Annotated in this window: 16 protein-coding genes; 5 read left to right on the plus strand and 11 right to left on the minus strand. The window is 45.0% G+C overall.

What is annotated here, in order from left to right; translation table 11 throughout:
- Nucleotides 1-170: 170 nt before the first annotated feature.
- On the plus strand, nt 171-1079 hold the full coding sequence (gene fieF / locus AB6C75_RS04335) for a CDF family cation-efflux transporter FieF (protein WP_009848870.1): 909 nt from the start codon (nt 171-173) through the stop codon (nt 1077-1079).
- A gap of 316 nt (nt 1080-1395) precedes the next feature.
- Entirely contained in the window at nt 1396-2358 is a 963-nt protein-coding gene (gene pfkA / locus AB6C75_RS04340; RefSeq protein WP_009848871.1) for a 6-phosphofructokinase, read from the plus strand.
- A gap of 150 nt (nt 2359-2508) precedes the next feature.
- Here pfkA and tpiA read toward each other — a convergent pair whose 3' ends face one another.
- Complete coding sequence (tpiA, locus tag AB6C75_RS04345; RefSeq protein WP_012604968.1) at nt 2509-3279, minus strand: triose-phosphate isomerase; 771 nt, start codon at nt 3277-3279, stop codon at nt 2509-2511.
- Between the two features lie 249 nt (nt 3280-3528).
- On the opposite strand from tpiA, the gene AB6C75_RS04350 reads away from it, so the two are divergent.
- Together AB6C75_RS04350 and AB6C75_RS04355 are read left to right on the plus strand one after the other, a co-directional pair.
- A complete protein-coding gene (locus tag AB6C75_RS04350) occupies nt 3529-3876 on the plus strand; it encodes a 5-carboxymethyl-2-hydroxymuconate Delta-isomerase (protein ID WP_004729703.1) in 348 nt (115 codons plus the stop codon).
- An 86-nt stretch (nt 3877-3962) separates the two neighbouring features.
- Nucleotides 3963-4385: a DUF805 domain-containing protein gene (locus AB6C75_RS04355; RefSeq protein ID WP_009848873.1), complete on the plus strand. Its 423-nt coding sequence runs from the start codon at nt 3963-3965 to the stop codon at nt 4383-4385.
- Between the two features lie 68 nt (nt 4386-4453).
- Here the strand turns inward: AB6C75_RS04355 and AB6C75_RS04360 are convergent, their stop codons facing one another.
- From AB6C75_RS04360 to glpX, 3 genes are all read right to left on the minus strand, one after another.
- The gene (locus tag AB6C75_RS04360; RefSeq protein WP_372107083.1) at nt 4454-4801 is read right to left on the minus strand and encodes a DUF3135 domain-containing protein; all 348 of its coding nucleotides are present in this window, start codon (nt 4799-4801) and stop codon (nt 4454-4456) included.
- Between the two features lie 122 nt (nt 4802-4923).
- Entirely contained in the window at nt 4924-5544 is a 621-nt protein-coding gene (locus tag AB6C75_RS04365) for a helix-turn-helix transcriptional regulator (protein ID WP_372107038.1), read from the minus strand.
- Nucleotides 5545-5744: 200 nt separating this feature from the next.
- Nucleotides 5745-6752, minus strand: a complete 1008-nt coding sequence (glpX, locus tag AB6C75_RS04370) for a class II fructose-bisphosphatase (protein WP_372107040.1) — start codon at nt 6750-6752, stop codon at nt 5745-5747.
- 324 nt (nt 6753-7076) lie between these two features.
- On the opposite strand from glpX, the gene zapB reads away from it, so the two are divergent.
- On the plus strand, nt 7077-7319 hold the full coding sequence (gene zapB / locus AB6C75_RS04375; RefSeq protein WP_009848877.1) for a cell division protein ZapB: 243 nt from the start codon (nt 7077-7079) through the stop codon (nt 7317-7319).
- Between the two features lie 109 nt (nt 7320-7428).
- Here the strand turns inward: zapB and rraA are convergent, their stop codons facing one another.
- The 7 genes from rraA to cytR all read right to left on the minus strand — a co-directional run bounded on the left by rraA (nt 7429) and on the right by cytR (nt 12963).
- Nucleotides 7429-7947, minus strand: a complete 519-nt coding sequence (gene rraA, locus AB6C75_RS04380) for a ribonuclease E activity regulator RraA (protein ID WP_009848878.1) — start codon at nt 7945-7947, stop codon at nt 7429-7431.
- Nucleotides 7948-8020: 73 nt separating this feature from the next.
- A complete protein-coding gene (locus tag AB6C75_RS04385) occupies nt 8021-8938 on the minus strand; it encodes a 1,4-dihydroxy-2-naphthoate polyprenyltransferase (RefSeq protein WP_009848879.1) in 918 nt (305 codons plus the stop codon).
- 155 nt (nt 8939-9093) lie between these two features.
- A complete protein-coding gene (gene hslU / locus AB6C75_RS04390) occupies nt 9094-10434 on the minus strand; it encodes an HslU--HslV peptidase ATPase subunit (protein ID WP_009848880.1) in 1341 nt (446 codons plus the stop codon).
- 58 nt (nt 10435-10492) lie between these two features.
- Nucleotides 10493-11041: an ATP-dependent protease subunit HslV gene (hslV, locus tag AB6C75_RS04395; protein ID WP_004729692.1), complete on the minus strand. Its 549-nt coding sequence runs from the start codon at nt 11039-11041 to the stop codon at nt 10493-10495.
- Nucleotides 11042-11108: 67 nt separating this feature from the next.
- Complete coding sequence (locus tag AB6C75_RS04400) at nt 11109-11315, minus strand: hypothetical protein (protein ID WP_372107043.1); 207 nt, start codon at nt 11313-11315, stop codon at nt 11109-11111.
- Complete coding sequence (locus AB6C75_RS04405) at nt 11297-11836, minus strand: SPOR domain-containing protein (protein ID WP_009848881.1); 540 nt, start codon at nt 11834-11836, stop codon at nt 11297-11299. The genes AB6C75_RS04400 and AB6C75_RS04405 overlap by 19 nt, the downstream gene beginning before the upstream one ends.
- Nucleotides 11837-11958: 122 nt before the next feature.
- Nucleotides 11959-12963: a DNA-binding transcriptional regulator CytR gene (cytR, locus tag AB6C75_RS04410; protein WP_372087466.1), complete on the minus strand. Its 1005-nt coding sequence runs from the start codon at nt 12961-12963 to the stop codon at nt 11959-11961.
- Nucleotides 12964-13010 lie beyond the last annotated feature (47 nt).

The following is a 13010-nucleotide window of genomic DNA, read 5'->3' on the forward strand; positions in this document are numbered from 1 at the left end:
CACAACGGTATGCTAAGAACAAAAATGCCGTTCACTCTTAAGTGAACGGCATTACGGCCTAGTGCCGCTTTTTTTGATCTTTAAAATGAATGTATTAGATCCTAGCTGTCATATTCAATCGGTGTTTTGCGGGTTATACTTTGTGCTATCAGTCACTTTATAGCCAATTTATGAAACAAGAATACGCACGTTTAGTTACGCTCGCCGCTTGGGCTGCCACCATCATTGCCTCCATATTATTGGTTGTGAAGGTTGCAGCGTGGTGGGTGACAGGCTCAGTCAGTTTATTAGCTTCTGTTGTTGACTCACTGTTGGATATCGCCGCTTCTGTCGTCAACCTTGTGGTGGTTCGTTACTCTCTGCAGCCAGCTGATAAAGAACATACCTTTGGTCATGGCAAGGCCGAATCTCTTGCTGCATTAGCACAAGCGATGTTTATTTCTGGTTCAGCTTGTTTCCTTATTCTTAACGGTATTGAACGTTTCTTCCGACCGCATGAGCTGAACTCTCCTGAAATTGGTATTTATGTCAGCTTGTTTGCAATGGTCATGACCTTCGGTTTGGTTCGATTCCAAAAGCATGTTGTGAGCAAAACGGGTAGCCAAGCAATTGCGGCTGACTCACTGCATTATCAATCTGACCTCTATATGAATGCGGCGATTATGCTGGCGCTAGCACTGAGCTGGTTTGGTATCGGTCAAGCAGACTCGGTATTCGCGATTGGTATCGGCATCTACATTCTTTACAGTGCTTACCAAATGGCGATGGAAGCGGTGCAATCTCTACTTGATCACAAGCTACCCGATGAAGAGCTCAAGCAAATTAAAGAGGCATCGTTGAGTGTGGAAGGGGTACTGGGTGTACATCAACTAAGAACGCGCCGTTCTGGGCCTGTTCGTTTCATTCAATTGCATTTAGAACTCGAAGATAATATCCCACTGATTGAAGCACACCGCATTTCTGACGAAGTAGAGGACAAGCTTATTTCAGTGTTCCCTGATGCTGATGTATTAATTCATCAAGATCCATATTCGGTCGTATTTGGCCCAGAGAAGCAGCAGAAATTTCACTCATGGTAATGCGTCTAAAAATTAGGCAGCAAATGGCAAGTGAATGGCTTTTGAACTAAAGTGAGTAAAAATTGCTAACTCAAAGGTGATTCAAAAATCACCTTAGTAACAATTAATGTTGATTCTGATGTGAATCAACAAAGTTATTGAGTAAAACTGTAATACTCTTACAGAAGTAGAAATGTTACATAATTTTACGTGATTTAAGTGCTATTCCTGTTGAGGAAATGTAACATAACGTACAAATATAGATTTAAAATCTTGTTGATATACAATCAGCAAGAACAAGAATTGAATAATAGATTCCCAAAAATCGAGGGTGAGCATGATTAAGAAGATCGGTGTTTTGACCAGTGGTGGTGACGCTCCAGGCATGAACGCAGCAGTTCGCGGTGTAGTTCGTACTGCGCTATCAGTTGGCATTGAAGTTTACGGCATTTACGACGGCTACCAAGGCCTTGTGGAAGACCGTATCGAAAAGCTTGACCGTTCAAGCGTATCTGACGTGATCAACCGTGGTGGTACTTTCTTAGGTTCTGCACGTTTCCCTGAGTTCAAAGACGTTGCTGTTCGTGAGAAAGGCATCGAGAACCTTAAGAAGCACGGTATCGAAGCACTTGTTGTTATCGGTGGTGACGGTTCTTACATGGGGGCTAAGAAACTGACTGAGATGGGTTACCCATGTATCGGTCTTCCTGGCACAATCGACAATGATATCGCGGGTACTGATTACACTATCGGTTACCTAACTGCGCTTAACACTGTTATCGATTCAATCGACCGTCTACGTGATACGTCTTCTTCTCACCAACGTATTTCTATTGTTGAAATCATGGGCCGTCACTGTGGTGACCTTACGCTTATGTCAGCAATCGCGGGTGGTTGTGAGTACATCATTACACCTGAGACTGGCCTAGATAAAGATCAGCTAATCAGCAATATTCAAGATGGTATTGCGAAAGGCAAGAAGCACGCAATTATCGCTCTAACTGAGCTAATGATGGACGCGAACGAATTGGCTAAAGAGATTGAAACGGCAACAGGTCGTGAGACTCGCGCAACCGTTCTTGGTCACATTCAACGTGGTGGTCGTCCTACTGCATTTGACCGTGTTTTAGCTTCTCGTATGGGCAACTACGCCGTTCACCTTCTTCAAGAAGGTCAAGGTGGTCGTTGTGTTGGTATCGAGAAAGAAGCTCTTGTTCACCACGATATCATCGACTGTATCGAGAACATGCAGAACCCAGACCGTTCTGAGTTGTTCCGCGTTGCAGAAGAGTTATTCTAAGCCAAGCTTAGCGTTCGCTTAAAAAATATTAAAAACCGCTGATTGTTCAGCGGTTTTTTTGTGCCTGTCGTTTGAGTTTTCACAAACGGCAGGCACAAAAAAGGCCAACCTAAGTTGACCTTTCATCTAATCTAAACGGTGAAGTTTAAATTAAGCTTTTGCTTCAGCTGCTGCTTTAGCGATAGCTGCGAAGCTTTTCGCGTCAAGTGCTGCGCCGCCAACTAGAGCACCGTCGATGTCTGGTTGTGCGAAGTAAGCTGCTGCGTTTTCTGGCTTAACAGAACCGCCGTATTGGATAACAACTTTCTTAGCAACGTCTTCAGATTTCTCTGCGATGTGTGCACGGATTTGAGCGTGGATGCGCTGTGCATCTTCAGCTGTAGCTGCTTTACCAGTACCGATAGCCCAGATTGGTTCGTAAGCGATGATAGCGCCTTCAAGAGCTTCAACACCTTGAGTGTTGATAACAGCGTCAAGTTGACGAGCACATACAGCAACAGTTTCGCCTGCTTCGTTTTGTGCTTCAGATTCACCGATACAAAGAACTGGAGTTAGGCCGTTCTCTTTTAGGAATGCGAATTTCTTAGCAACGAATTCGTCAGACTCAGCGTGGTATTCACGACGCTCAGAGTGACCGATGATGATGTGAGATGCGCCGAACTCTTTAAGCATTGCTGGAGACATGTCGCCAGTGAATGCACCGCTGTTGTTTAGGTCAGAGTTTTGAGCACCTAGGATGATAGCGCTGCCCGCTTCAGTAAGCGTACGCTCAGCAAGATCAACGAAAAGTGCTGGTGGAGCAACTGCTACGTCTACGCCTGTTACGCCTTCAAGTTCAGCGTTAAGACCGTTTAGTAGATCAACAACCATTTCTTTGCTGCCGTTTAGTTTCCAGTTACCCATAACTACAGGATGACGCATAGGAATATCTCCAAAGTATTTAAATAAATCGAATGTAAAAAAGTAAACTTTATTACGAAATAATATAACAGAATAATATCAACAGATCATGACTGTGGTCATGACTTTCTTGGATCTTACTCAATGGTCAGAGTAGATTTTGAGCAAATATCAGTGATCCGGCAGACAGAATAATAGCTAACTTCTCGGATTTTTCATCGTTAGTTGCTATTAAGGGACAAACGATTGCGTTAACAATAGGAAGTAATAATGCCGAATCTAGTTCTAGAGTACTCAAATTCAGTGGATGAGCGAGTGAATATCCAAGGTTTACTGGAAGACCTTCATCAAGTTACATTAAACTGTGGTTTGTTTGATGTACCTTCTGTGAAGTCTCGTTCACTACGCTGTCATAACTGGTTGGTCGGTGATGAAGAGGACAATGTAGATTTTGTTCATATTAGCTTCGAGTTACTTTCTGGACGTACTGAAGAACAGAAAAGAGAATTGTCGCGTTTGTTAATGCAAACCTTACAAGAACAGGCAAGCCATATCCGTAGCCTAACGGTCAACATACGGGATATGGATAAAAGTTGCTTTCAGAAAGTGATTAACTAGCTAAAAATAATCAACTAACTAAAAGTGATTCACTAACTATTTGCTGCTAACTTTTTGGTAGCGTATTAATTTTTGAGTGTTTTAAGATGTCGATGAAAGATTTACTGCTCTCTTTCAAAGGGAGAATTGGTCGTAAGACTTACTGGATTTGGAATATTTTCTACTACATAGCGATCACTGGTTTTGCTTCTGGTATCTCGGTGTTGTTCCCTGCTTACTCTTACATCCTGCTACCTGTATTCCTATTGCTGCTAGTGATCCCAGATCTTGCGGTCACCGCTAAGCGCTGGCACGACCGCAATAAGTCGAATTACTGGTTACTACTAAATGTGCCCCTAGTACTGGGTCGTTTGGCTTCGCCAATGGCAGCGACTACCACTGAGCCGGTATCGCCAATCCATATGGTTGCGACCGTTGCAGCGTTAGTGTGTGGCTTATGGATTCTGATTGAGTGTGGTTTGTTGAAAGGCACAGAAGGCCGTAATGATTACGGTGAAGATCCCGTTTAAAGGTTGAATGATTGATAAGTAAGAAGGGAGCCTTGTGCTCCCTTTTTCTTTTTAATACTTTTCTACTTTTAGTACATTTTGGGTTCTGTATTCGGCCTGAAAGGCACGACATTTTCAGGTTTAGGTTCTTCAAAACTACAGCGACCTTCGAGTGCATCTTGGAATTTACAGACCTGACAACGAAGCTCTTGCATGAGTACGACATTGGCGTGGTGTGGGTTTTTACAACGGCTAACCACTAAGTCGATGTGACTTTGCTGCGCACGAAGTCGGTCTTGCATCACGTCTGAAGCCGAACAAATCATCTGTTCGCACATCTCGTGTTTGAATTGATTGAATGCTTTCGGGTCGCTTTTCGCGAGTTGGACAAGTTCATCAAAGGGTGGCAGTTTTTGAGCGGGTTCTGGATGCGCCATCATTCCTTCCTTAGCATTAAGCGTGTTTCATCTGCTCTAAGCTTAAGAAAGAAATCTGTACAAATTTTAATCTATTTGTATTTTCTCAATATTGAGACGGTATTAGCCGATTACCTTTGCAATCAAAGGGCGGGTGTTAAGGTATAAGTACAGCGTCTCTCGCCGGCAATAATGTGTTCAGTGCGGCTTACATGACACTCATTTTTGAGCAGTTCAGTGAAAACATTGAGCTCAGATTGGCATAGGCTAGGGCAACGAGTTGCTGCTTTGCAGATGGGGCAGTGGTTCTCAATTAAGATGTAGTGCTCATCATGCTCTTGAAGTTCAGCCATGTAGCCTTCGTCTTCACGAAGCTGTGTGAGTTTTTCAAGCTTACTCATGAGCGAATCACAGCCAGACAGTGCAGATTGATACTGCTTCAGAGTGTGTTGTTCTCGCTCGGCAGCAACCTTAGCCAACCCTTCTTTACCGAATAGGTTTTCTACGGCATCAATTACTTGAATAGTGAGTTCACCGTGTCGGTCTGAAAATTGGCTATGGCCTTGTTGAGTCAGGGACCAGTGGCGAGTCGGGCGACCCACTTTTACTTTCACATCATGAAACGCAAGAATACCGTCATCTTCCAGACTTTGCAGATGTTGCCTTGCACCCATTGTCGTCATGCCAAATTCTTCTGACAGTTGTTTCGCGGTTACCGCGCCTTGACGCTTAATGGTCTGTAAGATTTTGTCGCTTGTTTTCATACTATCCCTACCTCATCAACCTTACTATTATGAGGCAAGGTGTTTATAAAGCAAACCATTTACTATATTGATGGGGATTTACTATATAGACAGCGTTTTACTCTAGCGACAGCAAATGGTGAGATTCTGGTGCACTAATAAAACAAAAGGCTGATACTTGGTATCAGCCTTGGAACGTTTCTGTTAGAGCTAGTTTAGGTCTACAGGATGTGACCGATTACTTCTGGGTCTTTACGCTCTAGGTAGTGGATAGATTTGATGCGGCGAATCGTACGACAGCGACCACGGATAAGCAGAGTTTCTGTGGTTGCGATATTGCCTGTGCGAGTGATGCCCTCTAGAAGATCACCCTTAGTAATACCTGTTGCCGAGAACACAACATTATCGCTGCGTGCCATGTCTTCCATTTTCAAGACGATGCCCGCCGTTACGCCCATTTCTGCACAACGCTCTAATTCAAGCTCACCGAGTTTGCGGTTCTCTTCTGTATCGCCTTTTACTTCATGACGAGGAAGCAGACGTGCGTGCATGTCGCCGTCGAGTGCGCGAATAACAGCAGCCGAAACGACACCTTCAGGCGCGCCGCCGATGCAGTACATTACGTCTACTTCGCTGTCTGGCATACACGTTAGGATAGAAGCAGCAACATCACCGTCTGGCACAGCAAATACACGAACGCCCATGGCTTGCATGTCGGCAATGACTTGATCGTGACGAGGCTTAGCCAGTGTGGTTACTACTAGCGTATCGAGTGTTTTACCTAGTGCTTTAGCGATGTTTTCTAGGTTTTCTGTTAGTGGCAGCTCTAGGTCAATTACGCCTTTAGCGCCAGGGCCAACAACCAATTTTTCCATGTACATGTCAGGCGCTTTAAGGAAGCTGCCTTTTTCGCCTGCAGCCAATACCGCCAATGCATTTGATTGACCCATTGCTGTCATGCGAGTCCCTTCAATTGGGTCTACGGCGATATCGACAGCATCGCCGCCCACACCGACGTTTTCACCGATATATAGCATAGGTGCATCATCGATTTCACCTTCGCCGATAACAATCTCACCGCTAATTTCGGTTTTGTTTAGTAGGCTACGCATTACTTCTACAGCAGCGCCATCTGCAGCGTTTTTATCGCCACGACCAAGCCACTTGTAACCAGCTAGTGCTGCACCTTCTGTGACACGAGAGAATGACATTGCTAAATCGCGTTTCATGCGGACTCCAAAATTATCAAAGGGGGAATAGAAATTTCGCGGCGAATTTTACCATATCCCAAAGGAAACGTTTGCTTTTTTGTTTTTTGGAGATTGCTCTCGATCAATTCGCAGTGGAAAACAGTTATTATTCATCAAAATAATCGGTTTGCCCTTGTGGCGGTAATCACTCACGTCAATATTCGGTAAAAAGCGCTGTTTTTTTCATCGAATGGCGCAAAATATCGAATATATTGAGTGTTTATCCTTGCTCTGCTGAGTAGAATGGGGAAATAAGTGGAGTGAACCTTCACCATCAAACGGATAACTTAAAGGTAGGCCAGAATGTCTTTTGAAGTACTAGAGCAGCTAGAAGCAAAAATTCAAACAGCAGTAGATACAATTGCACTTCTTCAAATGGAAGTGGAAGAGCTTAAAGAAGAGAAACAAGCACTAGCAACAGAAGCTGGTGAGCTTAAAGCAAGCCGTCACGAGCTAGAGCAAAAAACTCAGCAAATGCAGGAAGAGCATTCAGCATGGCAAGATCGCATCCGTAACCTTCTTGGTAAAATGGATGACGTAGAGTAATCGACTCTTCAGATTTAAAAAAACGCCCGCTACTCAGTAGCGGGCGTTTTCGTTTGTATTCTTATGCTTTGTGTTCTTTGGCTTGTTTTATTATTTGAAGCTGAGTGAGTTACTCGGCCTCTTCTTCTTCAACATCCAGATCGAGTTCTACATCCAAAGGCTCTGCCGAAAGAATAATGCCAGTGTTGTCTGCATAGAGGTAATCTTCCGGTAAGAAGGTCACGCTGCCAAAGTTCACAGGTACATCCAATTCGCCGACACCTTCTTGGCTTGCACCCACAGGAATAGAGGCTAAAGCCTGAATACCAAGATTCATGTCTTCTAACTCATCGACTTCGCGTACGCAGCCGTAAACCACAATACCTTCCCACTCATTGTCTTCAGCAAGTAGGGCAATCTCAGCATCGATCAGCGCTTTACGCAGTGAGCCGCCACCATCGATTAACAACACACGCCCCAAACCATCTTGTTCTAATACGGAGCGAATTAAAGCATTGTCTTCAAAACACTTTAATGTCGTGATCTGTCCTGCGAAGGATGCACGTCCACCGAAGTTGCTGAACATTGGCTCCACGACATCAACTTGATCCAAATATATGTCGCACAGTGCTGAAGTGTTGTATTCCATTAGTATACCTTTTGAACAATGAGCTTACTTTGAGTATATCGGTGCTTGATCCCTTTGCAATGATTAGTCTCATTTAACTCAATAGAGTTTGAGCTACGACAACCCCTGCAAACAATAGGTTAGTGACCAGTGAACATTTCACTATCACGGGCATCATTGGTGCAATCTGCGCTGGCTTTTCGGTTTCCCAAACGGCCTTACCGTGCTTATAAACAATAATAATGCTCAGTAAAAACGGCAGGCTGATCCAGACCGGTTTTTCTTGAATCAGTAGGTATATAGCGAAAGAGGCAAGGGCGAGCCCAAGCAGTGCAAAATGATAGTGTTTGGCTTTGCGCTGCCCTAGGCGAACCGCCATGGTGCGTTTGCCACATTCGCTGTCGTTTTCAATATCACGCATGTTGTTGATATTGAGTACCGCAACTGCCATCAAGCCGCAGCCCAATGCCGGAAGGAATAGGCTTGGTTCAACATGGCCAGTGTGTAAGAAATAAGTCCCTGAAACGCCTAACAAACCAAAGAAGATAAATACCGATAAGTCGCCAAGGCCAATATAACCATAAGGTTTATTGCCGACGGTGTAAGCGATGGCTGCAACAATGGCTAATACGCCTAACGCAATGAAAGATAAGATACTCTCAATCGAGGTTAAGGCATGAAAGATAAGAATCAGCCCAGCGAGCATGGTAAATACGATGTTGAGGATGATCGCTTGCTTCATGGTTTTCGCGGTCACCGCGCCAGATTGCATTGCACGTGTTGGCCCTAGACGGTTTTCGTTGTCTGTGCCTTTTACCGCGTCGCCATAGTCATTGGCTAAGTTCGACAGAATCTGTAATAGAGTGGCGGTTAAAAAAGCCAATAGTGCGATTGATAAAGAAAAATGACCACCAGCGAACGCTAAACTACTTCCTGTAAGAATAGAGACAAGTGCGAGAGGCAGAGTTTTTGGGCGTGCGGCATCAAGCCAAATCAGTAGAGATTGTTTCATCGTAGGTCTAATTCTTTGTAAGTCTTCGTTTCATACTGTGATTTGAGTATACGCCCATTTTTCGGGTAATAAAAAGCCCACTCGAAAGTGGGCCTTGAATTCGCTTATTAGCTGCTATTTCTTTGAGATAGAGCAATAAGTTGGAGTTTTGTGTGCTACAAGATGAAGCGGCTTAGGTCTTCGTCTTCTACGAGCTCGCCAAGCTTAGATATTACATAAGCTTCATCAATCACCAATTTGCTGCCTGCTCGGTCTGTTGCGTCGAATGAAATCTCATCCATTAGGCGTTCCATGACTGTGTGTAGACGACGCGCACCGATGTTTTCTGTGGTTTCGTTCACACGCCATGCTGCATCAGCAATTTGGTTGATGCCATCTTCAGTGAACTCAATGCCGACATCTTCTGTTTTCATCAGGGCAATGTACTGCTCTGTCAATGATGCTTTTGGCTCAGTCAGAATACGTTTGAAGTCATGTGCAGAAAGCGCTTCAAGTTCAACACGGATTGGTAGACGACCTTGCAGTTCAGGGATTAGGTCTGATGGCTTAGCCACTTGGAATGCACCTGATGTGATAAACAAAATGTGGTCAGTTTTAACCATACCGTGCTTAGTCGATACTGTGCTGCCTTCGATAAGAGGGAGCAGGTCACGTTGAACACCTTCACGAGATACGTCTGGGCCAGAGCTGTCGCCACGCTTACAGATTTTGTCGATCTCATCGATGAATACGATGCCGTTGTTTTCAGCGTTGAAGATCGCGCTCTCTTTTAGCTCTTCCTGGTTCACAAGCTTCGCAGCTTCTTCTTCTGTTAGTGCTTTGAATGCGTCTTTGATTTTCATCTTACGCTTTTTCTTGGTGTCGCCAGCGAGATTTTGGAACATGCCTTGTAGCTGGTTAGTCATCTCTTCCATGCCTGGAGGTGACATGATTTCAACACCCATTTGTGGCGCCGCTACATCAACTTCAATCTCTTTGTCGTCTAGCTTACCTTCACGCAGTTTCTTACGGAAAATCTGGCGAGTGTTTGAAGATGTGGTGTCTTCAGTTGATTGCTCGTTCTGACCCCAAGCATCACGCGCTGGTGGTAGAAGGGCATCAAGAATACGTTCTTCAGCTTGTTCTTCAGCGCGGTATTGTACTTTTTCCATCGCTTGCTGGTGCGTCATCTTGATCGCAACGTCCGTTAGATCACGGATGATGGTCTCAACCTCTTTACCTACGTAGCCCACTTCAGTGAACTTCGTCGCTTCTACCTTGATGAAAGGCGCGTTTGCTAGTTTAGCTAGACGGCGAGCAATTTCAGTTTTACCTACACCAGTTGGGCCGATCATCAAGATGTTTTTTGGCGATACTTCAACACGCAGACTTTCTTCAAGCTGCATACGACGCCAGCGGTTACGAAGAGCGATAGCCACTGAGCGCTTAGCGTTGTCTTGGCCGATAATGTGGCGATTGAGTTCGTGAACAATTTCGCGAGGAGTCATCTCAGACATGGTTTTTCCTTAATTCTTTAATCACTGTTGAATACAACGTTATTGATGGAAGCGGTCGTTACTCTGGCTTTGGTAGCTCAACGGTGCTTTCTAGTTCTTCAATAGTGTGGTGATGGTTGGTGAATACACAGATATCGCCCGCAATGTTCAGCGACTTTTCTGCGATTTCACGCGCATCTAAATCTGTATTTTCTAGTAGTGCAGTGGCTGCTGCTTGAGCGAAGTTACCGCCGGAACCGATAGCAATCAGGTCGTTCTCTGGTTGAACTACGTCACCGTTACCTGTGATGATCAATGAAGCAGTTTCATCCGCTACTGCTAGCAGTGCTTCTAATTTACGTAGAGCACGGTCGCTACGCCAATCCTTCGCCAGCTCAACGGCAGCTTTGGTTAGGTGGCCTTGGTGCATTTGCAGCTTGCTTTCAAATTTTTCGAATAGCGTGAAAGCATCTGCGGTACCGCCAGCAAAACCAGCCAGTACTTTGTTGTTGTATAGGCGACGTACTTTACGGGCATTGCCCTTCATTACGGTGTTGCCTAGAGATACTTGTCCATCACCCGCGATGACGACTTTATTATTACGACGTACAGATACAATGGTAGTCACGAGTAGGGCCTCTTAATATTTCTTATCTTTGGGTATAAAAAGTATATGAGGATGGTGCTCGGATAATTCAAGGAAGGTCGAGTGATGTCGCGCAACTTATCGGCGGAAGTTGTAAGGAAATTTGGCTAAAGGGTGTAGATAAAAGAAAACCTCCACAATGGGAGGCTTTCGGTGTTTGGTTTTCTGCTTCTGCTTCTGCTTCTGCTTCTGCTTCTGCTTCTGCTTCTGCTTCTGCTTCTGCGGCTAAATCTATAACTACTCGGTGTCTTTCCAAATAGCACAAGGTTCGATTTTCGCTCGCTGCAGCTTATGGCGATCGCGCTCTGCATCACGCTTCAATTTGTATGGTCCTAGAACCACACGATACCAGCTACTTCCATCCTTTTTACGGATTGAGCTTGAGATACCTTGGAAGGCAATATCCAACTTACGTGCTTCAGCTTGGCTTGAGGTTTTGTAAGCGCCACATTGCATGATGTAAGGGATCTTCGAGATCTGTTGCTCTTTGGCTTTTACTTCAATCTCACGACTTGGCAAGGTTTCAACGTAATCCCACTTCTCCTCTGGAGGCGGCGGAATTACTTTTGCTGGTTTCGGCTTAGGCTTTGGTTTGGTTACCACTGGAGTCGGTGCTGGCGGCTCAGGATCATTACTCAATAGGTAAAGGCCGTAACCAAAACCACCGGCAAGGAGGATCGCCAAAAGACCACTACGCCATGGTTTACGGCGAGGGGCTTGTTTCTTGGTCGGTTTTTTCGTGCCACGACCGCGCTTTACATAATCTCTATTAGCCACAAGACAATTCAATAGTTGCTGATTCTGCTCTCATGGTAATCCAGATTGAGCGAGGATAACAGTGCAGAAATGGAAGCGGCACATCAAAATGTGCCGCAGAATTATAAGGATATTTCTTCAGATTAGATTCGAGGCGGCGCTGTACTACCTCGAACGACTAATTTGGCTTCAAGCAGACGCGAGCCCGCTTGTACATCGTTGCCTTTAAGTACGTCGAGCATCATCAACATTGCTTGGCGTCCAATCTCATAACGAGGCTGAGAAATAGTGGTTAGCGGTGGATCGCAGTATTGAGCGAATTGGATGTCATCAAAGCCGACAATCGATAGGTCTTGAGGAACGCGTAAGCCTAATTTTTTCGCTTCTTGAATTGCACCGATGGCCATCGCATCGTTATGACAGAAGATCGCTGTAGGTTGTTCAGGAAGAGCGAGTAATTGACGAACAGCTTGAGCGCCCGCTTCAAAGGTAAAGTCACCGACAGTGCTGTAGGCAGGATTCATTGATACCCCTGCACGACGTAGCGCTTGTTGGTAACCTTGTTGGCGGAATTTACACAGGGTTGCCGATACAGGACCGGAGATTTGAGCAATACGTTTATGGCCTAATTGAGCTAGGTAATTCACCGCTTCAAATGCTGAGGTCAGGTTATCGATGTGTACGGTAGGGAGTTCAAGCTCTGGGGCAAACTCACACGCCATCACCATCGGCGGTAAATTTTTTTGTTCAGGCTTACTGACATCAAACGGGTGGTCGGTGCCAAGTAGTAGCATGCCGTCAGCTTGTTTGGTGAATACTAAGTTAACAAATGAAGACTCACGCTTCTTCTGTTGGCCGCTATCACCCAGTAAAACGAGGTAGTCATTTTCTACTGCGGCATCTTCGATACCACGAATGATCTCTGCGAAATACGGGTCACAGATATCAGGAACAATAGTGATGATGGTTTTTGATTCGTTGCGACGTAAGTTTCTAGCTAATGTATTGGGTGAGTATCCAGCTTCAAGTACTGCTGTCTCCACTCGCTTACGAGTAGAAACCGAGACTTTTTCAGGGTTCATCAATGCACGTGATACCGTGGCTGTTGAAACGCCTGCTAGCTGGGCAACATCCTTCATTGTCGCCATAAATTAAACCCTCTTTTTAATTCCTTTGCTGCCTAAGTATCTAAGGC

This window comes from Vibrio sp. 10N.237.312.B06, assembly GCF_041464685.1.
In the GTDB taxonomy this organism is placed as follows: Bacteria; Pseudomonadota; Gammaproteobacteria; order Enterobacterales; family Vibrionaceae; genus Vibrio; species Vibrio tasmaniensis_A.

Bases quoted from the DNA above. Each gene is read 5' to 3' on its own strand.
- fieF (WP_009848870.1), top strand. From the start codon at position 171: ATGAAACAAGAATACGCACGTTTAGTTACGCTCGCCGCTTGGGCTGCC.
- pfkA (WP_009848871.1), top strand. From the start codon at position 1,396: ATGATTAAGAAGATCGGTGTTTTGACCAGTGGTGGTGACGCTCCAGGC.
- tpiA (WP_012604968.1), bottom strand. From the start codon at position 3,279: ATGCGTCATCCTGTAGTTATGGGTAACTGGAAACTAAACGGCAGCAAA.
- AB6C75_RS04350 (WP_004729703.1), top strand. From the start codon at position 3,529: ATGCCGAATCTAGTTCTAGAGTACTCAAATTCAGTGGATGAGCGAGTG.
- AB6C75_RS04355 (WP_009848873.1), top strand. From the start codon at position 3,963: ATGTCGATGAAAGATTTACTGCTCTCTTTCAAAGGGAGAATTGGTCGT.
- AB6C75_RS04360 (WP_372107083.1), bottom strand. From the start codon at position 4,801: ATGGCGCATCCAGAACCCGCTCAAAAACTGCCACCCTTTGATGAACTT.
- AB6C75_RS04365 (WP_372107038.1), bottom strand. From the start codon at position 5,544: ATGAAAACAAGCGACAAAATCTTACAGACCATTAAGCGTCAAGGCGCG.
- glpX (WP_372107040.1), bottom strand. From the start codon at position 6,752: ATGAAACGCGATTTAGCAATGTCATTCTCTCGTGTCACAGAAGGTGCA.
- zapB (WP_009848877.1), top strand. From the start codon at position 7,077: ATGTCTTTTGAAGTACTAGAGCAGCTAGAAGCAAAAATTCAAACAGCA.
- rraA (WP_009848878.1), bottom strand. From the start codon at position 7,947: ATGGAATACAACACTTCAGCACTGTGCGACATATATTTGGATCAAGTT.
- AB6C75_RS04385 (WP_009848879.1), bottom strand. From the start codon at position 8,938: ATGAAACAATCTCTACTGATTTGGCTTGATGCCGCACGCCCAAAAACT.
- hslU (WP_009848880.1), bottom strand. From the start codon at position 10,434: ATGTCTGAGATGACTCCTCGCGAAATTGTTCACGAACTCAATCGCCAC.
- cytR (WP_372087466.1), bottom strand. From the start codon at position 12,963: ATGGCGACAATGAAGGATGTTGCCCAGCTAGCAGGCGTTTCAACAGCC.